The organism is Paraburkholderia sp. WS6 (genome assembly GCF_030464835.1).
GTDB lineage: Bacteria > Pseudomonadota > Gammaproteobacteria > Burkholderiales > Burkholderiaceae > Paraburkholderia > Paraburkholderia madseniana.
Genome location: NZ_JALQCK010000020.1, coordinates 117,278 through 137,604, shown reverse-complemented (window position 1 = coordinate 137,604; position 20,327 = coordinate 117,278). Strand labels below are relative to the sequence as shown.

Annotated in this window: 18 protein-coding genes and 3 pseudogenes; 8 read left to right on the top strand and 13 right to left on the bottom strand. The window is 60.0% G+C overall.

The features are described from left to right. Window positions 1-5: 5 nt before the first annotated feature. The 3 genes from M0D64_RS23585 to M0D64_RS23575 all read right to left on the bottom strand — a co-directional run bounded on the left by M0D64_RS23585 (window position 6) and on the right by M0D64_RS23575 (window position 3,628). Window positions 6-986: a quinone oxidoreductase gene (locus tag M0D64_RS23585; protein WP_266259473.1), complete on the bottom strand. Its 981-nt coding sequence runs from the start codon at window positions 984-986 to the stop codon at window positions 6-8. Between the two features lie 113 nt (window positions 987-1,099). Next, entirely contained in the window at window positions 1,100-2,419 is a 1,320-nt protein-coding gene (locus M0D64_RS23580) for an MFS transporter (protein ID WP_266259472.1), read from the bottom strand. A gap of 153 nt (window positions 2,420-2,572) precedes the next feature. Beyond that, a complete protein-coding gene (locus M0D64_RS23575; protein ID WP_154567146.1) occupies window positions 2,573-3,628 on the bottom strand; it encodes a 3-keto-5-aminohexanoate cleavage protein in 1,056 nt (351 codons plus the stop codon). Between the two features lie 247 nt (window positions 3,629-3,875). On the opposite strand from M0D64_RS23575, the gene M0D64_RS23570 reads away from it, so the two are divergent. Then, window positions 3,876-4,877 (top strand): AraC family transcriptional regulator, encoded by a 1,002-nt coding sequence (locus M0D64_RS23570; RefSeq protein ID WP_266259471.1) that lies wholly within the window; start codon window positions 3,876-3,878, stop codon window positions 4,875-4,877. Window positions 4,878-5,121: 244 nt separating this feature from the next. Here M0D64_RS23570 and M0D64_RS23565 read toward each other — a convergent pair. After that, window positions 5,122-5,401, bottom strand: a pseudogene (locus M0D64_RS23565) (GntR family transcriptional regulator); the annotation flags it as partial. 507 nt (window positions 5,402-5,908) lie between these two features. Here M0D64_RS23565 and M0D64_RS23560 point away from each other — a divergent pair. Together M0D64_RS23560 and M0D64_RS44915 are read left to right on the top strand one after the other, a co-directional pair. Then, window positions 5,909-6,946: an HAF repeat-containing protein gene (locus M0D64_RS23560; protein WP_266259470.1), complete on the top strand. Its 1,038-nt coding sequence runs from the start codon at window positions 5,909-5,911 to the stop codon at window positions 6,944-6,946. A 27-nt stretch (window positions 6,947-6,973) separates the two neighbouring features. Next, window positions 6,974-7,402 (top strand): annotated as a pseudogene (locus tag M0D64_RS44915) (LysR substrate-binding domain-containing protein); the annotation flags it as partial. 126 nt (window positions 7,403-7,528) lie between these two features. Here M0D64_RS44915 and M0D64_RS23550 read toward each other — a convergent pair. The 3 genes from M0D64_RS23550 to M0D64_RS23540 form a co-directional block, all read right to left on the bottom strand. Then, window positions 7,529-9,742, bottom strand: coding sequence for a beta-glucosidase (locus M0D64_RS23550; RefSeq protein ID WP_266259469.1), 2,214 nt, complete (start codon window positions 9,740-9,742; stop codon window positions 7,529-7,531). Between the two features lie 548 nt (window positions 9,743-10,290). Then, window positions 10,291-11,706, bottom strand: a complete 1,416-nt coding sequence (locus tag M0D64_RS23545) for a cation:dicarboxylase symporter family transporter (RefSeq protein ID WP_266259468.1) — start codon at window positions 11,704-11,706, stop codon at window positions 10,291-10,293. Between the two features lie 26 nt (window positions 11,707-11,732). Then, window positions 11,733-13,103: an adenylosuccinate lyase family protein gene (locus M0D64_RS23540; protein ID WP_266259467.1), complete on the bottom strand. Its 1,371-nt coding sequence runs from the start codon at window positions 13,101-13,103 to the stop codon at window positions 11,733-11,735. A 161-nt stretch (window positions 13,104-13,264) separates the two neighbouring features. Between M0D64_RS23540 and M0D64_RS23535 the strand changes: the two genes are divergently transcribed. Next, window positions 13,265-13,996, top strand: a complete 732-nt coding sequence (locus M0D64_RS23535; RefSeq protein ID WP_266259466.1) for a GntR family transcriptional regulator — start codon at window positions 13,265-13,267, stop codon at window positions 13,994-13,996. Here the strand turns inward: M0D64_RS23535 and M0D64_RS23530 are convergent. Continuing rightward, entirely contained in the window at window positions 13,993-14,823 is an 831-nt protein-coding gene (locus M0D64_RS23530; protein ID WP_266259465.1) for an SDR family oxidoreductase, read from the bottom strand. The two genes, M0D64_RS23535 and M0D64_RS23530, sit on opposite strands and share 4 nt — an antisense overlap. A gap of 115 nt (window positions 14,824-14,938) precedes the next feature. Between M0D64_RS23530 and M0D64_RS23525 the strand changes: the two genes are divergently transcribed. Beyond that, window positions 14,939-15,832, top strand: a complete 894-nt coding sequence (locus M0D64_RS23525; RefSeq protein WP_171926703.1) for a LysR family transcriptional regulator — start codon at window positions 14,939-14,941, stop codon at window positions 15,830-15,832. 13 nt (window positions 15,833-15,845) lie between these two features. Here M0D64_RS23525 and M0D64_RS23520 read toward each other — a convergent pair whose 3' ends face one another. Together M0D64_RS23520 and M0D64_RS23515 are read right to left on the bottom strand one after the other, a co-directional pair. Beyond that, complete coding sequence (locus M0D64_RS23520; RefSeq protein ID WP_266259464.1) at window positions 15,846-16,076, bottom strand: alpha/beta fold hydrolase; 231 nt, start codon at window positions 16,074-16,076, stop codon at window positions 15,846-15,848. An 8-nt stretch (window positions 16,077-16,084) separates the two neighbouring features. After that, complete coding sequence (locus M0D64_RS23515) at window positions 16,085-16,450, bottom strand: nuclear transport factor 2 family protein (RefSeq protein ID WP_266238667.1); 366 nt, start codon at window positions 16,448-16,450, stop codon at window positions 16,085-16,087. 111 nt (window positions 16,451-16,561) lie between these two features. On the opposite strand from M0D64_RS23515, the gene M0D64_RS23510 reads away from it, so the two are divergent. Beyond that, complete coding sequence (locus tag M0D64_RS23510) at window positions 16,562-17,473, top strand: AraC family transcriptional regulator (protein WP_266259462.1); 912 nt, start codon at window positions 16,562-16,564, stop codon at window positions 17,471-17,473. Between the two features lie 39 nt (window positions 17,474-17,512). Next, window positions 17,513-17,710 (top strand): hypothetical protein, encoded by a 198-nt coding sequence (locus M0D64_RS23505; protein ID WP_266259461.1) that lies wholly within the window; start codon window positions 17,513-17,515, stop codon window positions 17,708-17,710. Here the strand turns inward: M0D64_RS23505 and M0D64_RS23500 are convergent. After that, window positions 17,688-18,344, bottom strand: coding sequence for a glutathione S-transferase family protein (locus M0D64_RS23500; protein WP_266238798.1), 657 nt, complete (start codon window positions 18,342-18,344; stop codon window positions 17,688-17,690). The genes M0D64_RS23505 and M0D64_RS23500 overlap by 23 nt on opposite strands. A gap of 335 nt (window positions 18,345-18,679) precedes the next feature. On the opposite strand from M0D64_RS23500, the gene M0D64_RS23495 reads away from it, so the two are divergent. After that, entirely contained in the window at window positions 18,680-19,318 is a 639-nt protein-coding gene (locus M0D64_RS23495) for a dihydrofolate reductase family protein (RefSeq protein WP_266259460.1), read from the top strand. A 117-nt stretch (window positions 19,319-19,435) separates the two neighbouring features. Here M0D64_RS23495 and M0D64_RS44910 read toward each other — a convergent pair. Both M0D64_RS44910 and M0D64_RS23490 read right to left on the bottom strand, forming a co-directional pair. Next, window positions 19,436-19,651, bottom strand: a pseudogene (locus M0D64_RS44910) (winged helix-turn-helix transcriptional regulator); the annotation flags it as partial. Window positions 19,652-19,861: 210 nt separating this feature from the next. Further along, window positions 19,862-20,230, bottom strand: a complete 369-nt coding sequence (locus M0D64_RS23490) for a VOC family protein (RefSeq protein WP_266259459.1) — start codon at window positions 20,228-20,230, stop codon at window positions 19,862-19,864. Between the last annotated feature and the right edge of the window lie 97 nt (window positions 20,231-20,327).

The window sequence follows — 20,327 nt, the reverse complement described above, 5'->3', positions numbered from 1 at the left end:
ACTCCTCAGATGACGAAGACCGATGAGCCGGTCGTCTTGCGCGTTTCGAGGTCGCGGTGGGCCTGCGCCGCGTCCTCGAGCGCGTAACGCTGGTTGAGTTCGATCTTGATGCGGCCCGCGGCGACATGCCCGAAGAGTTCGCCGGCGAGTTCGTCCTTCTCGGCGGGGTCGGCGATATAGTCCGCCAGCGCGGGGCGCGTCAGGTAGAGCGAGCCCTTCATTGCCAGAATCTGTGGATTGAACGGCGGGATCGGCCCTGACGCCGTGCCGACGCAGACCATCAGGCCACGGCGCCTGAGCGAATCGAGCGACGCCTCGAAGGTATCCTTGCCGACGCTGTCGAACACGACGTTCACGCCCACGCCGTTGGTCAGTTCGCGCACGCGCTTCGCGACGTCCTCCCGGCTGTAGTAGACGATGTGATCGCAGCCATGCGCACGGGCCACCTCGCCCTTGGCCTCGTTCGATACCGTGCCGATCACGGTGAGACCCAGCAGCTTCGCCCATTGCGACACAATCAGGCCGACACCGCCGGCCGCGGCATGCAGCAGGATAGTGTCGCCCGCCCTGAAGTCATGAATGCGGCGCATCAGGTACGACGAGGTCAGGCCTCGCATCGTCATGCCGGCAGCCGTTTCGCAGGAGATCGCATCCGGCAGCTTGATGAGCGGCGCCGCCGGGACCAGGCGTTCAGTGCTGTAGGCGCCGAGTGTGTTGAGAAAGCCCGTGTAGGTCACCCGATCGCCGACCGTGACGTTGGTCACGTCGGAACCGATTGCCTCGACCACGCCTGCAGCCTCGACACCCATGCCCGCAGGCAGCGGCACGGGGTACAGGCCCGTGCGGAAGTAGGTGTCGGCGAAATTCAGGCCCACTGCCTCATGGCGCAAGCGAACCTGTCCGGGGCCGGGGTCGCCCACCTCAACGTTTTCGTAGCGCAAAACTTCGGGACCACCGGTTTCATGGAAACGCACTGCCTTCGCCATGTCAAATCTCCTATTCATTACTCGAACTGCAAATTTATTTGGCCTGTGATGGGGTGGCCCGTTCTGCTCTCAGGCGCACTTGCCAGGTCTAAAGCTCGCGGGTGACCGTCGGGTCAGCCCCCGGCCTGTTCACGAAGGGCACTCAAACGATCGAGGTCGACGCCATAGTTCCGCTTGCCGATGAAGAAGGCGATTGCCGCGGCGAGAGGTGCAAACGGTACGAGTTGCAACGCGCCGAGCAGCCCGATCCGGTCGGCCACGATGCCCGTCAGGACGGCAGCGGGTGCCAGCCCCAGCAGATTGTTCGCCAGCGTCAGGGTGGCAAACGCCGACGCATGGATCGACGGCGGCGTGAGGTTCGCCACCATCGCACCCGAGGGACCGGTCGCGCCTGCGCTGAAGAACATGCCGGCGCCAATCACGACGAGCTGTGCCGGACCCGCCGGCATCCGGAAACCGATCGTAAGCAACACGAAGCAGATCAGGCAGAAGGCGACGGCGGTGCTCCACTTCCTTTCCCGCTCATGCTTGCTGAGCCGGTCGGTCAGCATTCCGCACGCCACCATGCCGAACGCGGTCGCCAGCACGAACACTGCCGCGCTCATTGCTGCTTTGCCGGTGGACATGCCGTAGTAGCGGTTCAGGAAGCTGGGCATCCATGCCCATACGGCTGCTGGGACCAGCAGATGGATACCGCTGCCGACGTAGGCGCACACGACTGACTTCGTCGAAAAGAGCCCTTTCATCAGCGTGCGGAAGCTCATGCGCACACCGTGGCCCTGCGCTTGCCTGCTCACACTTGCGGGCTGCAGCCGCGCTAGCTGTTTTTCGGTGACGGCAAACCGGTAGAGAATCAGCAGCACGATCCCCAGGGCCGCCATTGCGCCAAACGCCGCACGCCAGCCCAGGTGAGCCGCGACCGTACCCCCGAGCGCCATGCCCAGCACTGAACCGAACGCCCCTCCGGCCATGAACGCGGCGGTAAGCGTGGAGCGCAGCCGCGCCGGAAAGATGCTGAGGACAACTGCGATGCCGACACTGCCATAGGCGGCTTCACCGATACCGACGAAGGCGCGCGCGAGCAGCATTTCGTTATAGTTCGTCGAGAGCGCACAGCCGAGCGTCGCGAGACTCCACATCGCCGCCATCAGGACAATGCTCTTCACGCGACCCCAGCGGTCGGCGAGCACCGACAGCGGAAAGGTGAGCACGCCGACCATCAGCGCGACCACACTGCTCAGCGAACCCAGCCGGGTGTCGGAAAGGTTCCATGCGGCCTTGAGCATCGGGAACACCGCATTCAACACCTGCCGCGACATGTAGTCGGAGAGCAGCAACCCCACCGTCAGGGCAAATACCACCCACGCATACGCGCGCACGTCTTTTTGCGTCGTCGAAACATCGGCCGTCGTGGGCTCAGCATGCGTGAACATGAGTCGTCTCCTTCGTGTCCAGCTCGTTGGCGGCCGCCTTTGCCTTGCAGCGCAAAGGGGCCTTTATGGATACCGTGCAACCCTCCCCTGCCTACCGGAGAGCCCTACCTTTGAAACCCGACCTCCGCGAAGCGTCAGCCGCGCTCCAATCTCTTACGCCGCGCGCAGCGGCAGGTTCTTAACGCCTGCCTTCCGGTTCGGTGCCATGCCGTTGGCCGCGAGTGTCTCGTCGACCGTCTCGTACTGCACGCCGATCTTGTAGATCTCGCGCGCTTCCTTGCCGCTTGCGATCTCGCGGCCCAGTTCGCGGGCCACGCGCACGCACTGCTCGATCTGCTGCACCGAGGTCATGCGGTTGCCGTGCTGGTCGATGATCGTGTCTTCGATGCCGCAGCGCGGGTGCAGGCCCATGGCCATCGCCATCATGTTGAACGGCAGGACGTTCTTCAGCAACGACTCGGCCGTGACCGTGCCACCGTCCGGCGCACGGTGGACGAAGTTGAAGAAGTTGTGCGGGTTCGGACCGTCAAAGCCGCCGCCGATGCCGATCCACGTCAGGTTCAACGGCCCCTTGTAGACGCCCTTGCGCACCAGGCGGTCGAGCGTTTCGAGCGCATGGATACCGGTGAGCTGGAAGTGCGGCTGGATGCCCGAAGCCTGCAGGCGGCGCAGGTGTTCCTCGACCCAGGCCGGACCCGCGGGCACCGTCATTTCGCTGTAGGCTGCCATGAGCGCAGGATTGGCCAGCGACGTGCCTTCCAGGTATTCCGGATAGAGCAACTCCATGATGTTCATCTGCGTGGTGTTGATCGCGACCGTCACCTGATCGGGCTTCGGGTCGAGATCGGCCAGCATGTGACGCGTGTCGTCGGACAGCCACTTCGCGGCCTGGCCGTCGTCTTCCGGTGCAAACGAGATCGAGCCGCCCACCTGGATGATCATGTCCGGCACGGCCGCGCGCACACCCGCGATGAGTTCGTTGAATTTCGACAGGCGCTTGGAGCCCTTGCCATCCAGTTCACGCACGTGCAGGTGCAGGACGGTCGCGCCGGCGTTGTAGCAATCGACGGCCTTCTGGATCTGCTCCTCCATCGTCACCGGAATGTCTTCCGGGAAGTCCTCGGGCATCCATTCCGGGCCATACGGAGCGGTCGTGATGACAACCTTGTCCTGGTTCTCGGGGTGCAGCGAATCGTCGAGGAATTGCATCGTGTTCTCCAATAGGGGGACGGTATTCCGACGCTCGCGACACGGCTGGCCGCATCAAAACTGGTCGGAACATGATGAACCATTGAGATCGCACGATACGGCAATCCTGCAGTACACTTTTGTGATTGGGCGCCATCCTTTTAGCATTTCATGCCACTGCGCGTTAACACCAGTACGTGCGCGCGGGAGGCATTTTCATTACCGGACGGTAAGGCGCTGCCCGTAAGATGCCTGCGGAGGTATCACGATGGAATCGATGCTGCGCTCGGTAGCCATGAACGGCTACTTCGATGTGACGCGGCGGGTCGGACTGAACCCGGTCGAGCTTGCGCAGCAGGTCGGGATCGATACCTCGGCGCTTGCGAATCCGGACGATCGCATTCAGGCAGCCGCCGCGTGCCGGCTGCTGGAACTTACTGCCGAAAAAGCGTCATGCCCAACTTTCGCGCTGCAAATGGCCGAGACCCGGCAGAAGTTCGGTACCGGTGTGGTCAATGTCCTGCTCGCGCACAAACGCACGCTGCGCGAGGTGTTGCTGGCCACAGCCGAATACCGGCATCTGCTAAACGAAGCCCTGGCGGTGTACGTCGAGGACGCGGGCGAAACGGTCACAATCCGGGAAGAACTGGTCGTCGAACCGGGCACCCCAACGAATCAGGCGATCGAACTCGCGGTCGGTGTCCTCTGGCGCCACTCCAGCGCCCTGCTTGGTGATCACTGGAAACCACGCTCCGTCCATTTTGTTCATCAAGGACCGAAAGACCTGACGTTTCATCGCCGGTTCTTCGGCTGTCCGTTGGAGTTCGGCAGCGATTTCAACGGCTTCGTGTGTGCAGCCGCCGATCTCGACTACCCGAATCCCGCCGCTGACCCGGAACTGGTGCGATATGCCGAGAGCCTCGCGGATTCACTCAACGTGACGGGTGTCGATTCGACCGCGCTGGAAGTGCGCAAGGCGATCTACTTGTTGCTGCCCCTCGAGCAGGCCACCGTCGAGCGGGTTGCCCGCCATTTATGTCTGAGCGTTCGCACCATGCAGCGCCAACTTGAACTGGCGCATACCAGCTTCTCGCGTCTGGTCGAGGAAGTCAGGGGCGAACTTGCCGTGCGCTATATGAGCAACCCACGCTATCCCATCGGGCGGGTCTCCGCACTGCTAGGCTATTCACAGCAGGGTTCCTTCACGAACTGGTTTAATGCACGCTTTGGCGTGACGCCGCGTGACTGGCGCAACAGCCATTTGAAATGATCGCGCTGCGCCTTGGGCCTTCGAAGGCTTCGGTCGGAAACCAGTCGTCAAATCACCGAAAGCTCGCCACCACAAATCGCCTGGACACCGGCGCAGACATCCGCCGCTCAATAGTCGACTCGTCCGGCGCAGATAGTGCGACGAGGCCTGTCGACCCAGACAGTCGTGTTCATCACCCACGAGCGTCTGGTGCGCGAGCCAAGACGGATAAACCTTCACTGGTCGCGAACGGCTAATAACTCGTCTCGAGTCCATGCAGCAGTTCGAACGTTGCGTTGAGATGGCGCGACCCGATAGCCAATGTACTGGCGATGCGTGACCAATCCTTCGGAGACGAGCACCTTCAGCGCCTCCCGCAAAGGCGTTTTCGATACGTCGAAGGTGACGCACAGTTCCTTTTCGTCGATCCTGGCACCCGACGGCAACTCGCCTTCATCGATCATCACGCGCAGGCGCGCGCCGATCTCGGCAGCCATGCCGCGAGTGCGCACAAACATTGCAACCCGCGCAAATCGAGGACTCATCTGCGACGTCGTCGGAACCGGAATTGGGAGATGGGTCCAGCGAGTCGAACGCCCAAACCCGAGCGATCGTTTAACCCGCTATCGAGCAAAGGCAAGTCATCGCAATTTTGCATTGTCATTAATTTGACTCGCTATTTAATAAGTTGAAAAAAGGCACTCCATAGACTAGAGTGGTCCGTAACTTCTATCTGCATACCTATTCTAATCTCCAACACGGGAAGCGGATAACAGGCTATCTCGTCATTGATCACGGCGACCCATGGTGGATCAGCTCTAACGTCTTGGTTGTGCCGATCAGCAATCCGAACTATCCATGGCCGCTTTCCGACGCAAGCCAGCGCAATTTATCCTGATACAGATGCGCGAACGGCATATATAGCAGATTTTTATTTGCAAAAGACTCGACTTTATTTCGATCTGCGCCTATATCGAGACGCAAGGTGTGCCCCGTTGTGCCGCATATGAATCTATCGCGATCCAGATTTTATTCCAGGAAAGGGGATCACTATGCAATCCGCATGCAAGGTGATTGGCAATGTGCGCTATGTTCGCCGCGCCCTGATTGTTTTCACTCTGATCGCGGTCGCTGCATTCCAGCCTGCCGCAGGCCAAAGTCGCATCATCAAAGATCTCGGCGCGCTCCCCGGTGGCTTTAACTACAGCAACGCTCTCGGGATCAACGAGCGCGGCCAGGTGGTCGGCTATTCGATCACCGCGGGCGGGAACACGCACGCTTGTCTGTTTGAAAAAGGGGGGGTGACAGACCTGGGCACGTTCCCCGGTGGCAGCGATAGCACAGCTTTCGCGGTCAACAATCGCGGCCAGGTGGTCGGTTCCTCTAGCACCGCACGCGGGAACTCGCACGCCTTTCTGTTCGAACACGGGGTGATGACCGACCTGGGTACGCTCCCCGGCGGCGACGTCAGCGGAGCTGCCGGGATCAACGAGCGCGGCCAGGCGGTTGGTTTAGCGTCCAACCTACGCGGGTACGTTCACGCTGCTCTGTTTGAAAACGGCGTGGTGACCGACTTGGGCACGCTCCCCGGTGGCAGCGATAGCGGAGCTTTGGGGATCAACAATCGCGGCCAGGTGGTCGGCTATTCGTCCATCGCAGGTGGGTACGCGCACGCCTTTCTGTATGAACACGGGGTGATGACTGACCTGGGCACGCTCCAGGGTAGTAACGGCAGCAGCCATGCTCAGGCGATCAACAATCGCGGCCAGGTGATCGGCATATCGTCTACCGCAAGCGGGGACGTGCACGGCTTTCTGTTTGAAAACGGGGTGATGACTGACCTGGGCACGCTTCCCGGTCGCAACGACAGTAACGCTTTTGGGATCAACAATCGTGGCCAGGTGGTCGGCGAGTCGGATCCCGGAACCAACTCGTACTTGCCGCACGCCTTTCTGTTTGAACACGGGGTGATGACCGACCTGGGCACGCTCCCCGGGGACAACTTCAGCGAAGCTGTCGGGATCACCGAGAGCGGCCAGATCGCGGGTAACTCCACGTCGCACGCTATCCTTTGGACACGAGAAAAATGATTGCCGGTCTCTAGTGGTTCACAAATCATGTTGAAATTGCGGGACGAGCATAGCGCGTGGTCTCGCAGCGCTTGCGCCCTGACGGACCAGGGCCAGAGATATTACGCCCGGACAAAACCGCTTGTTGGCGAGATGGATGAAGCCGACAGCGAACTGACAAGCAGCATGCTTAATGCCTCCGGTCTGATCCGGATCGCCGTATCCGCTACTTTCGGCCGCCGTCACATCCTTCCACTCATGCCCGAGCCGTTGTCACTCAATCCCAACCTTCAGGTCGATCTGGTTCTTTCGGACTTCGCGCGAGATATGGTGGAAGATCGGATCGATCTGGCGATCCGGGTAGGCCCCGTCAACGATCTTGATGCGGTTGTGAGGCGCGTGGCTAGCACCCCTCTCGTATGCGTCGGCTCCCGCAGTTACTTCGAGCAATACGGAATACCAAAGACCCCCGCCGAGCTCGTTGATCACAATTGCCTTTTATATGGCGGGCAAACGGAATCGTCCTGTTGGCGAGCGGTTCAGTTCATTGCCCCGGGCGCGGAACATCCCGCGCCCGGGTGCGTGACGGGAGGAGTACGAGGTTTAGCTCCCTTGCAGCCGAATGTCACGCGACGACGCCCCGACGTACACCGTCCCGCCCGGCACATACCGCCAGCCGTTGCGCGACGTGTCCCACACGCTCTGCATGCGCGGCGTGACCGTGATGCGAACGTGGCGTGCTTCACCGGAGTTCAGGCCGATCTTCTCCCAGCCGACCAAACGTCGCGGCGGCTCGTCGCGGTAAGGCACGCCGAGATACACCTGTGGTACTTCCGCGCCCGCCATGCGGCCATCGTTGCGGACCGTGAACGACACGTCGATCGCGCCGTCAGGGCGATGTTTGACGGAAAGCCCCGAGTACGAGAAATGCGTGTACGACAGCCCGTATCCAAACTCGAACATCGGGGTGATGTTTTTCGCGTCGTACCAGCGATAGCCCATGTTCAGTTTCTCTGCGTAGACAGGATCCGGCTCGAACGCACCGCTTTGCCCCCACGTCGGCGTATCCTGATCGCGCACAGGGAAGGTGACGGGCAACTTGCCGGAAGGATTGACCTTGCCGAACAATACGTTCGCGATCGCATTACCACCGCCTTCACCCGGATACCAGGCTTCCACGATTGCCGCCACGCGATCCTTCCACGGCATCAGCACAGGGTTGCCGCTTTCCACGACGACGATCGTGCGGGGATTGGCGTGCGCCACCGCGTCGACGAGCGCATCCTGGTTCGACGGATTCGCAAGGCTCAGGCTTTGCAAATCGCCGAAGTCCTCACCCGCCGGCTGCGCGACGACGACAATTGCGACATCCGAGCGAGCCGCGAGCGCCGCGGCCTGATCGATCTCCTGTTGCGTGTACGCGCGAAACGGCGTCTGCTGATCGCTGTTGCCGGAAAAGCTCACCTGTGCCGACGGCGCGAGCGCGCGAATCGCGGCAACAATGGGTGTGTTCAGCTTCAGCCACGGATTACTCCACCAACTGCACCCAGTCGATGTGCCGAACGTCAAGCCGCCGCAACCCGCGAATGCCCCCGTGACCGGATCGCGTGTATTGCCTGACCCGCCGCCCGTCAGCACGGCTGCATCAGCGTGTCCGCCAATCACTGCAATCCGTGAGAGCGAGGCTGCGGAGAGCGGCAACTGGCTGTTGTCGTTCTTGAGCAAGACCATCGACTGCTCGGAGACCGCCTGTACGAATGCGTTCGCGCCAGCGAAGTTGATCGTAGCGCCACCCTTCGGAGGATCATCCATCACGCCGATGCGAATCATCACGTACAGCTTGCGACGCACCATGTCGTCGAGGCGCGCGGTCGATACCGAGCCGCTCGCGATCGCCTGCCGGACTGCCGTGGGTGTCAGATAGACGGTGGAACCAACGTCTTCTTCCTCGTCGAGGCCGGCGTTGATCGCGTTCGCCGTGCTATGCGTCGCCCCCCAATCCGACTGGACCTGTCCTTCAAAGCGCCAATCGTTCTTTAGCACGTCGTTCAGCAGATGTGCATTCTCGCACGCATAGTCGCCATTGAGCCGGTTATAGCTGCACATCACGCTGCCTGGCTGCGCGCGCTTTGCGGCAATTTCAAACGGCAACAGATAAAGCTCGCGCAGCGTGCGCTCGTCGATCTGGCTGTTGCCGCCCCCCCGGTTATGTTCCTGCTCGTTGCCGGCGTAGTGCTTGATCGTTGCGATGACCTTCTCACTCTGTGTGCCGTCCGTGCGCTCGGCGAGCATCTCGCCGGCGAGCACCGGATCTTCGCCGAGATACTCGAACAGCCGGCCACCGCGCGGCTCACGTGCGAGATTCGTGCCGCCGCCAAGTCCCATTCCGAAGCCCTGGGCACGCAGCTCTATCGCAACCTGTCTGCCGAAATTGGAAGACAGGCGACGATCCCAGCTTGCCGCAAGCGCGATCGTCGCCGGGAAGGTCGTGCTGGCCTGCGACGTGCTGCCGGAGCCCGTCGCGGAGTCGACCATGTTCAGATCAGGAATGCCGAGGCGCGGTACCCCTTGAATGTAGCCCGCACCACCTCCCGGCACGGCAGACATTGCGTATTCCGAATGAATGAACTGCAGCTTTTCGTCGAGCGTCATCTTGCTGACGAAGGTGTCGGCGCGCCGATGCGCGGCCGCTGATCCAAACGCGTTCATCGCAGCTGAGGTGGGCGCGAAATCGAGTGAAAAGTCGGGTACATCTGCACGGGCAGCGACGCACACGGCCGCCGCTAACGCGACCGCTGGCCATAGTTTCTTCTGCATATTTGTCTCTCCGAGATTCTGCTTTTGTTGGAATGCGGAAGCGGAGCGAGTCCGACAGGTTCACACCGGACACGAAGGCTGGCGACGCAGGGTGGCTGCGCAAACGTTTGCCTGCCCGAGCGGAATCGGGACCATCGGATTGACTGTAGCGACTCTCCGTGCTGAGTAATGTAAGAATGTAGTCTGACTACAGCATCAGTAGTTTTACCAATACGATGCGTTTTTATGCTGAATGACGGTTGCCCGTTAAAACTATTGGCGATTAAACGCATTGAACGCGCAAAGCCCAATGCATTCAGCATGACGAAGAATACGTCAGAGAAGGTTACGAGAAGAGACGCCCTATTCCGTCGACATTGAGGATGCGAAATGAATGAAATCATCCAATCCGCCGCAGCGTCCGCGAACGGAGACGGCCTCTTAGATGTGAGCTCACTGAGCGCTGCGGAGCGGGGGCAATTGCGAACGGGGCTGGTCGTATGGCCGCCACTGATACAGCGCTAAAGCGCCAGACCTCCGACGGGGCGCCGGAGGCCAGGCGGCACAGATCATCGCGCAGTGCCTGCACTTTTCATAGGAATGCCGCTCGGGTGCGGATTCGCGTCACTCGTGTCCTCGGGCAGCAAGTTACCGTCAGCAAGACTTTCGTCGGCATGTGCGGTAGCCGGGTAACGCTCCGGATAGAAATGACGCTCGGCAACCTGCGCATCAAACGTATGCGACCACTTTGCAATCACGACCGTAGCAAGGCTGTTACCGATCGTGTTGCAGGTGGCAATCGCCATTGACATGAAACGGTAGACACCGAAGATCACCGCGACCCCTTCAACAGGCAGAATGCCGGTCGACGCCACCGTCGCAGCAAACACCACAAACGATCCGCCCGACACCGTGGCGGCACCCTTGGAGGTCAACAGCATCAACAGAAGTAGACCCACCTGATGCTGCAGCGTAATTGGTACGCCATACGCGTGAGCAATGAACAGCACGCCCATCGACATGAACAGGGACGTCCCGTCAAGGTTGAATGCATAACCCGTCGGCAGCACGAGCCCGACAGTCTGCTTCGCGCAGCCAAGCCGCTCGAGTTTGATCAGAAGACGCGGCAGCGCGCTCTCGGACGACGCAGTGCCCAGCACGATGAAGATCTCGTCCTTGATATAGCGCAGGAAGCGCCACAGACTAAAACCTGCCAGCTTCGCGATGATTCCCATGACCACGGCGATGAACAGGATCACGACCGCATAGAAACTGAAAACGAGCTGGGCAAGCGCAATCAGCACAGCAGTACCGTTGCTACCCACCGAATAAGCGACGGCGCCGAAGGTGCCGAGCGGCGCCAGCTTCATCACCAGGTTGATGAACGAAAACAGGACTTCGGAAACAAGATCGAGTCCCTCGTTGATCCTGACGCGGCGGCGTTCAGGAATCGCGAGTATCCCGATACCGACCATCACGGCCAGCACCACCACCTGCAGCAATTCTCCCTTCACGAAGGCGCCGATAAAGTTGTCCGGCACGATGTGCATGACAAACGCGACGAAGCCTTGTGACTCCATCTTTGCAACCACCGGCGGTGCCGCTCCGACGGCGACGGCCGTCATGCCTTTTCCGGTTTGCAGCAGGTTGCCCGCCAGCAGGCCGACTATCAAGGCAATGGTCGACACCACTTCGAAATAGACGATCGAGCGCCATCCCACGCGGCCCGCGCTCTTGACGTCACCCGCCGACGCGATGCCGTGCACGATGGTGAGAAACACCAGCGGCGCAACACCGGCCTTGATAAGCGACAGGAAGATGTCGCCCAGTACCTTAAGCTGCCCACCCACCTTCGGGAAAATCAGACCGACGGCAATCCCGAGAATCAGCCCGACCAGAACCTGCATGCCCAGCTTGCGGTACCACGGCAGCCTTCTGGGCGGCGGAACGTCCGGCGTTTCGTTTGATGCGATATCGTTGTTCATGATGTGTGCTCCTCCACGCCTTTCACTCAGATGCCGCTGGACAATTCGACGGCGCGATCAACCATGTGCGGCGCGAGGCCGAGATAGTTGGCTGGATCGGTCATGCGATCGATCGCCGGGCGGTCGAAATGCGTGGTGACTTCGGGCAGGGCCGCTAGCGCTTCGGCAAGCGTGCCGCCTTTCTCGTTCACGGTACGGCAAGCGTCGTAGACGATATCGTGTGCCTGTTGGCGGCCGGTGAACGGTGCCATTCCCATCATGACCGCCTCCGCGACGATCAACCCCCTGGTGATGCCCAGGTTATGTTTCATGCGTTCGGTGTCGACGATCAATCCCCCGAGCGCGAACTTCGCCTGATGCAGCGCACCAGCCGAAAGAATGAAGCTCTCGGGAATCGCAATCCATTCCGCGTGCCACGGGCCTGTGGCGCGCTCGAAATCCTGGATCATCGCGTCGACCATAAGACCCGCGTGCTGACGCACCGCTTTCGCCGCGGCCAGCATCAGTTCGCTGGAAATCGGATTGCGCTTTTGCGGCATGGTGCTGCTCGCTCCGCGCCCCTTGACGAATGGCTCGTACACTTCAGCGAACTCCGTCGACGCCATGATCATGATGTCGAGCGCGATCTTGCCGAGTGAGCCGGTTACGAGTGCGAGCAGGTTGACCGCTTCGGCGAAACCATCGCGCGCCACGTGCCACGTGGTTGCGGGTACGCCGAGCTTCAGTTCATCGGCGAGCGCCTTCTGAACCTCGAAACCTTTGTCGCTGAGCGAGGCCAGCGTGCCCGCGGCCCCCGCGAATTCGACAACGGCCACCCTCGGACGCAGTTCGGCGAGGCGTTGCTGATGCCGGTCGAACATCGCGAGCCAGATCGCGACCTTGTAGCCAAACGTGACGGGCAACGCCTGCTGCAAGTGCGTGCGGCCCGCCATTGGCGTATCGCGGTGTTTCTTTGCAAGATCGACCAGAATCGTGCGCAGTTCGCGTATGTCGCTGTCGATCACATCGAGCGCATCGCGCACCTGCAGCGAGACCGCCGTATCCATGATGTCTTGTGTCGTCGCGCCCCAATGGACGTAGCGCCCCGCTTCGCCGCACATGCCGACGAGCTGGTGAACGAGCGGCAGAATCGGATAACCCACAATGTCTGTCTCCTCGCGCATGTGATCGAAATCGATCCGCTCGATCGTCGATTCACGGGCGATCACTTCCGCCGCGTCGGCCGGAATCACGCCGACGCGCGCTTCAGCCTTGGCCAGCGCCACTTCCACGTCGATATAGCGCTGCACGAGCGCGTAATCGGAGAACAGCGCACGCATCTTCGCCGTGCCGAAGGCGTCACGAAACAGGATTGAATCGACCACGGTGCTGGCCATAGGGATAGTGCGACTCGTCATGACGACCTCTTGGAAGTGCAGGAAACCGGTTTAAAAGGGTCGGGACAATTCGCGAAAATCACCGATATGTCCGGACATAAACAAATTAATATGTCCGGACATGTTGAACAAGTTATGATTTACCCTGGCCTCTGATAAATCGACTGCATCGCCACCGAAAAATGAACAGACCGCACTTCGCCGATATCGCCCGCGACCTGACTCAGGGCATTGCGTCCGGCCGCTATCCGGTGGGCTCGTATCTGCCCACCGAACTTGAACTGCGCGACCACTATCAGACGAGCCGGCATACGGTTCGCGCAGCACTGCATGAATTGCAGCAGTTGGGGTTCGTGTCGCGGCGCAAGAACGCGGGAACGCGCGTCGAATCGGCGCAGCCGAAAAACGAGTTTCGGCCGTCGCTCGCATCGGTGGACGATCTCGTGCAGTTCGGCTCAGAGCACTTGCGTCTCGTGCAATCGACGGAGGAGATCATCGCAAGCGGCAAGCTCGCCAAGACGCTGAAATGTGCCGACGGTACGCGATGGCTGCGCGTGTCGAGCCTGCGCATCGACGGCGACAGAGAGAGTCCGCCAGTCGGTTGGACCGACGTATATATCGACCCGGCTTATACGGAAGTCGCAGAGGCTGCGCGAGCTCAACCGGATACGCTGATCAGTTCGTTAATCGAAGCGCGCTATGGTCGCTGCATCGCGGAGATCCAGCAGGACGTGCACGCTGCTCTGATTTCGCAGGAGATGGCGGAAAGGCTGAAAGTCAAGAAGGGGACTGCGGCACTTGAGATTGTGCGGCGCTATCTTGATTCCGCGGGGGAAACCTTCGAGGTGTCGATTAGCGTCCATCCGGCCGAACGCTTCTCGGTTTCGATGCGACTGAAGCGCTCCGACGCTTAGCTTATCGAGTCGACTGAAAACGCTATGTCCTTCTGTGCTTCGAGCACCCTTAGACGCTCAGCCAACGCAGCCCTGATCGAGTCGTAGGCACCGCCGCCAAGCGTCAGGCGTAACGGCGGATGTGCCAGGTCCGCCGCGACGATCATTGCGGTGACCGTCTTGCCGGCATCGCCCCGAATTGCAAAGCTGTTGGACGCGATTGCCCGCCTGACGTCGCCCGCCGGAGTATCGTCGTACTCGGGCATCGGCACCGCGTGATCGAGACCGGCACCGAACTGCGTGCTTGTCGGCCCCGGCTCCACGATCACGAAGTCGATGCCGAATGGCCCCACCTCCTTCGCTACTGACTCGACGAAACCTTCGATGCCCCATTTCGTAGCGTGATAGAGGCTGAAATTCGGATAAGCGATCTGTCCACCTTCGGACGAGACCTGAACGATCCGGCCGCCGCCCTGGCGGCGCAGGTGAGGCAACGCCGCACGGATGACGTGAATCGATCCTGTGAGATTGGTGGCAATCTGCCGCTCAATCTGTTCATCGGTCACTTCCTCGGCCGCGCCGAATAGCCCGTAGCCCGCGTTGTTCACGACCACATCGATGCGGCCCATCGCTTCGAATGCGGCGGAGATATTCGTGTGCACCTCGCGGATGTCGGTGACATCGAGTGTCAGTACATGCAACCGGTCGTCGTACTGTTGTTTCAGCTCATCGAGCGCCCCTTCGTGCCGCAGCGTCGCGACGACCCGATCGCCGCGTTGCAGCAGGTGCTCCGCGAGTAGCCGGCCGAGGCCTGACGACGTGCCGGTGATAAGCCAGGTCTTCATCATGGTGTGTCTCTCCCTAGAGTGGATGGAATGGCATTGCCTGATCACCAGTCTAGGTACCCGTCATTGGTCAGAGAAGTCTCTATAGTACGTATGACCCCGTGAAAATTCGCCACCAATGACCAAGCCGACACTTGCCGATCTCACCGCGTTTTCCGCTGTCGCAACGCATCGGAGTTTCCGCCGTGCCGCCGATGCACTCGGCGTTTCGCGCTCCTCGCTAAGTCACGCCATGCTCGCCTTGGAGCGCGAATTGGGCGTACGCCTGCTCAACCGCACGACGCGCAGCGTGTCGCCGACAGAAGCCGGCGAAGCATTGCTCGCTCGGCTTGCACCCGTGCTCCGCGATCTCGACGAAGCACTGGATGCCGTCGCCGATGCGCGCGGCAATCCGAGCGGCACGCTCAGGATCAATGCCAATGAGAGTGCGGCGCGACTGTTATTGAAAACGGTGGTGCCGCGTTTCCTGAAGCGCTTTCCCGGCATGGCGCTCGATCTGGTTGCAGAGGGACGGCTCGTCGATATCGTCGAGCAAGGTTTCGATGCCGGAGTACGGCTTGGCGAGTCGATTCCGCGCGATATGGTGGCAGTGCGCATCAGCGGTGATCTTCGCTTCGTAGTCGTTGCAGCGCCTTTGTATCTCGCAGGTCGAACACCACTCATCACGCCCGACGACCTTCGTAGCCACGACTGCATTCGCCAACGTCTGCCGAGCGGCAAACGCTACCGCTGGGAGTTCCGCAAGCACGGGCAGGAGGTGGCAATCGATGTTCCCGGCGTGCTCACGCTGGATCACAACGGTCTGATGGTCGAGGCCGCATCCGATGGTTTGGGCCTCGCGTATGTACCGGAGTCCACGGCCCGCGACTGGCTGGACGACGGCCGGTTGGTTGCCGTGCTGGAAGATTGGTGCCCGTTCATCCCGGGGCTCTGCCTGTACTATCCCGGGCATCGCCACGTACCTGCTGGTCTGCGGGCGTTCATAGACGTGCTGAGAGAGGTCAATCACTAGCGCGTGTGAATGTTCATCCGAAGAATTTATTGAGATGCCGCACGGTTTCTTCCGGTTGCTCATCTGGAATCCAGTGCCCGGTATTGGGTAGCTTTAACACTGTCGCGTCAGGGGCAGCCGTGCCAAGGAAAGCGGCGAGGAAGTCGTAGCTGATACCGTTGACTTCGGCGTAAGCGTTCGTGAAACCTGGCAGCGTCGCGACAAGGTCGGCGTCGTCTATCGGACCGAGTGATGAAGGAGGCATGTGATTTCCTAGAACATTGTGTTGGCGTTCCTGGAAGAGGTGGGTACCGGCTGCAATACGTCCCAATGCTCCAATATCTTGCCATCGGCATCGAAGCGGAAAATGTCGACACCCGCAGTTTCCTGACCGGCCCATTCCAGGTAGCGCACGTGCACAAAAGCAAGATCGCCATCTATCGCAATGCGTTTAACCTCGCATGGAATGCGCCCGGCCTGCTTGATGTAGCCCAAGATGCCATCGAGCCCATCTGGAAAAAGCGGATTGTGTTGAATATATGGCCCGCTCACGAAATCCGGATACAGGTTCGCCTGGCCCTTGTTGAAGATCTTCTCGTAGATAGTGTCAAGCACTTGTAGGACGTGATCCCTGTTCATGATTTCGCCTCCATGTTTTGTAGCCCTCATTGGAAACGTTCTTTGGAAGATGATCCATACCTATATGGTGCTAAAACATAGCAATTCGTCTCATTCTGCTAGGATACGGACATGAATGCGTTGAACGGTTGGTTGAAAACAGTCCGTGCCGACGGCTTGGTGCTGGTGCGCACACGCGTGGCAGGCCCATGGGGGTTCGAGGTGCAACCTCGCAACGCCGTGGTGTTCCACTTCGTGGCGGAAGGGCGTGCTTTCGTGCGCCAACCCGAGACGAAAACGATGGAATTGCAGGCTGGTGAACTAGTCTTGTTCCCGCGTGGCAGTGCGCATGAAGTGGCGCATTCTGGGCGAGGCAAAGTCATGCCGCTGGAAACGTTCCTGGCTATGCGTGATGGTGTCGTCGACCGCGACCCAAAGGCCACCACGCTGATTTGCGGCCAGTTCGACGTAGATCAGCACTTGGCGCTTCCCGCTCTGCGGGCGCTACCACAAGCCGTGTCGCTCCGCGCTGGAATGGAACCTGGATGTTCACCGCTATGCGACACGTTGCGGATGCTTCGTAACGAAGTGGAGACGCCGAACTTCGGGAATCAGATCGTGGTTCGTAACCTGCTCTCGTCCTTGTTCGTCTACTTCATGCGCGATTGGGCCGACGCTGCATCTCCGGCAACAAACGACTGGTTTTCGGCGCTGCGTTCGCCGCACATCACACGGGTTCTCGCGCGCATACACGAAGCACCCGAACGTGCGTGGACACTGGAGGATCTCGCCAAAGAAGCTGGTTTGTCGCGCGCTGCGTTCGCCCGCAACTTCAGCAATTCAGTAGGTGAACCACCGCACAGCTATCTAACGCGCTGGCGCATGGGGATTGCCGCTCAACTGCTCGAGCAGACCGATCTGCGACTTCGCGATATCGCCGCGCGCGTTGGATACGAGTCAGAATTTTCCTTCAGCCGCGCCTTCAAATCGACTCGTGGCGTCGCGCCGATTCAGTATCGGCGCGCGAGACTCGATTGTCGCTGAGGGAAGTCCTTGCAAACAGAATCGGCCGATTCCGGTCCAATGCCGAACCCGAACCCGCATATTCGCGGCGAGGAGGCCGGCTACATGATCATCATTCAACTTCGCAGGGATCGATGTGCGGTGGAAATGCGTGTCCACGACGCAATTCACGCGAAGTATCAGCGCGGGCCGTGGCGAAGCCCGATGATGGCGTCGAGCCTGGAGCTGACCTTCATCAGGCGATCGGTGACTGGCTAGCGACGAAAACCGCCAATTGAGCTGCGAAAGCACGTTTGTAGGCGGGCCGCGCTTCGCCGCGGGCGACATAGGCGGAGAGGTTCGGATATTCGTCCAGCAGACCCGATGCTTTCAACCTCAGTAGCACCGACACCATAATCAGGTCGCCCGCGCTGAACGCACCATCGAGCCAGTCGGCGTTGCCAAGGCGATCGGACAGCTCGCCCAGCCGGTCACGGATGCGATCCTCGACGATAAGCAGGCGCTCGTCGTACCAGGTCTTGTCCCGCTCCATGAATTTGGTGGTCTGGAGATCGAGGATCGGCGGCTCAACCGTGTTGAGCGCGGCAAACATCCATGCGATCGCGCGTGCCCGGGCATTCGCATCGTCAGGTAGCAGGCCTGCGTGGCGCTCTGCGATATAGAACACGATCGCCCCCGACTCGAACAGGACAAGCGTGCCTTCTTCATAGGTCGGGATTTGCCCAAAAGGATGAAGCGCTCGATGCACGGGTTCCTTCATTGCACCGAACGAAACAAGACGAACCTCGTAAGCCTGGCCGACTTCTTCAAGCGCCCAGCGAACACGCATGTCACGCGCCAGTCCTTTGCCGCGATCGGGCGACCGTTCAAAGACGGTGATAACGGGGGTCAGTGGAGGGGGCACGGTGATTTCTCCTTTGCTGGATGTCTCGTTGAGTGCCGGATACGCAACTCCAGCGCTCACCTACTCGACGTTCGAGATTGGGCTAAATCGACATCGCTGAACTAATTTTATTAGACGCCCCAATTGCCGACCTTCGTGGCCGGAGGGCGAGGGTCGACTTGTGCCTGATACAGGCCGATCTGCGGGACTGCCTCATCCATTCAGCATCGGACCGTGGCCAGCCACCAGGCGACATTCAATCAATCGCTCCAAAGCGGACATAGGGATGATTTGCAGACCATTCTCCGATATGCTGCTTTATGCATTTCAGCGAGAGGAGAATCATGAGTAAAGTATTCGTCAACATTGGACTTAGCCTCGATGGCTACATGGCACCGGAAGGAATGACCATGGAGAATTGGGACACGCCTGAGTACAAGAACTGGGGCGCCAAGTGGGGTGCGCTGATGGCCTGGATCTTCAATCAACAGTACTTCCGCCAGAACCTCAAGCTCGGACCAGGGGGAGAGACCGGCCCGGTCAATGACCTGCTTCGCAGCACCACGGAGCGCATCGGCGCCAACATTATGGGCAAGCGAATGTTCGAGCAAGGCGAGCGCGCCTGGCCGGAGGAGGCTCCGTTTCACACACCGGTATACGTTCTTACGCACGAGAAACGCGAACCCTGGGTGCGCCCGGGTGGGACGATCTTCCACTTCGTCAATGACGGGCCGGAGCGTGCCCTTGAGCTGGCTCGGGAATCCGCAGGCAGTCGTGATATTCGTATCGCGGGTGGAGCCGATGTGATCCAGCAATACCTGACCATGGGTGTCGTTGACGAGCTGGAAATCGCCTTGTCACCCGTGTTGTTCGGCGGTGGGCGGCGTCTCTTCGAGAACCTGGGCGAGCCAGGGCCGCAGTTTCGCATTGACAGGGTTCTTGATGGTCCAGCCGCCACACACTTGCGCTATGTGCGTCAGTGAGGGCTGCCTGACAATCGGTTGCGCGGACGGTCCGATTTTCCTCAAACGCGCCAGACCTCGTAGGGCACCGGCTTTCCACGTCTGGAAAGCCGGCGGGTCCAGCCCGCAGTGCCGCATTCCCCACAAACGAAGGGTCAGCATCATTCCGTCAAGCTCACGCGCCTTGTCAGTGATGCAGTAGGCGTGCCGCCTGGGTCGCTCCTGATAGACCCGACGCTCGATGAGCCCGTTGTCCTCCATTGTTTTGAGGCGCTGGGTAAGCAGGTTGGGCGACATTCCGGTCTGTGCCTGAATGCCGTCGAAGCGGTCATTCCCCATTCTCAACTCGCGCAGGATCAGGAATTCGCTGTCTTGCCTTAGCTGCGATCAAGACTGCTCAGAGCACCAAAGAATCCTCGCAGGATCGATGTTCGTTGGCGGTTCTTGTCGGGACCATTGGCCGCGACGAAACGCAATATCAGCGAAGGTAATTCCAGTATCGCGGTCTATCTCATCTGCTGCTTGTGGATTGCCGCGATGACGGGATCATAGATCTCTTACCTTTTATTTGTAGAGCCAAGGCTTATAGGCAATCTCGATGTTGTATCCGTCCGGATCGCCGATGTTCGCCGCGAAGTAGTCGGCACGCCATTCGGGCCGAAGGCTCGGTTCCTTCTTTGAAGTAGCTCCCGCGTCTATCGCCGCCTTGTAGCTGGCCCTGACAGCGTCCGCGCTCCTGGCGGTGAATGCGACGTAAAGGTCTTTGGCGACTTCGCCATTCTTCAGCCAGAAACCAGGATTGCTATTGATCGCGAAACCGTGCAGTTGATCGAACTTGTAGGGCATGTCGATGCCAAGCGGCTCAAGCAGCTTCTTGTAAAATTCGTTCGACCGTTCCAGGTCAGAGACGGGGAGATAAATATGGTCAATCATGGCTTTCCTCTTCTAGTGAAGACAACGTATGCGGACACGATCGTTCTCCTACTTTGTCAATCGATTACCGAAATTGCAATGAAAACCCTTGGGCCGT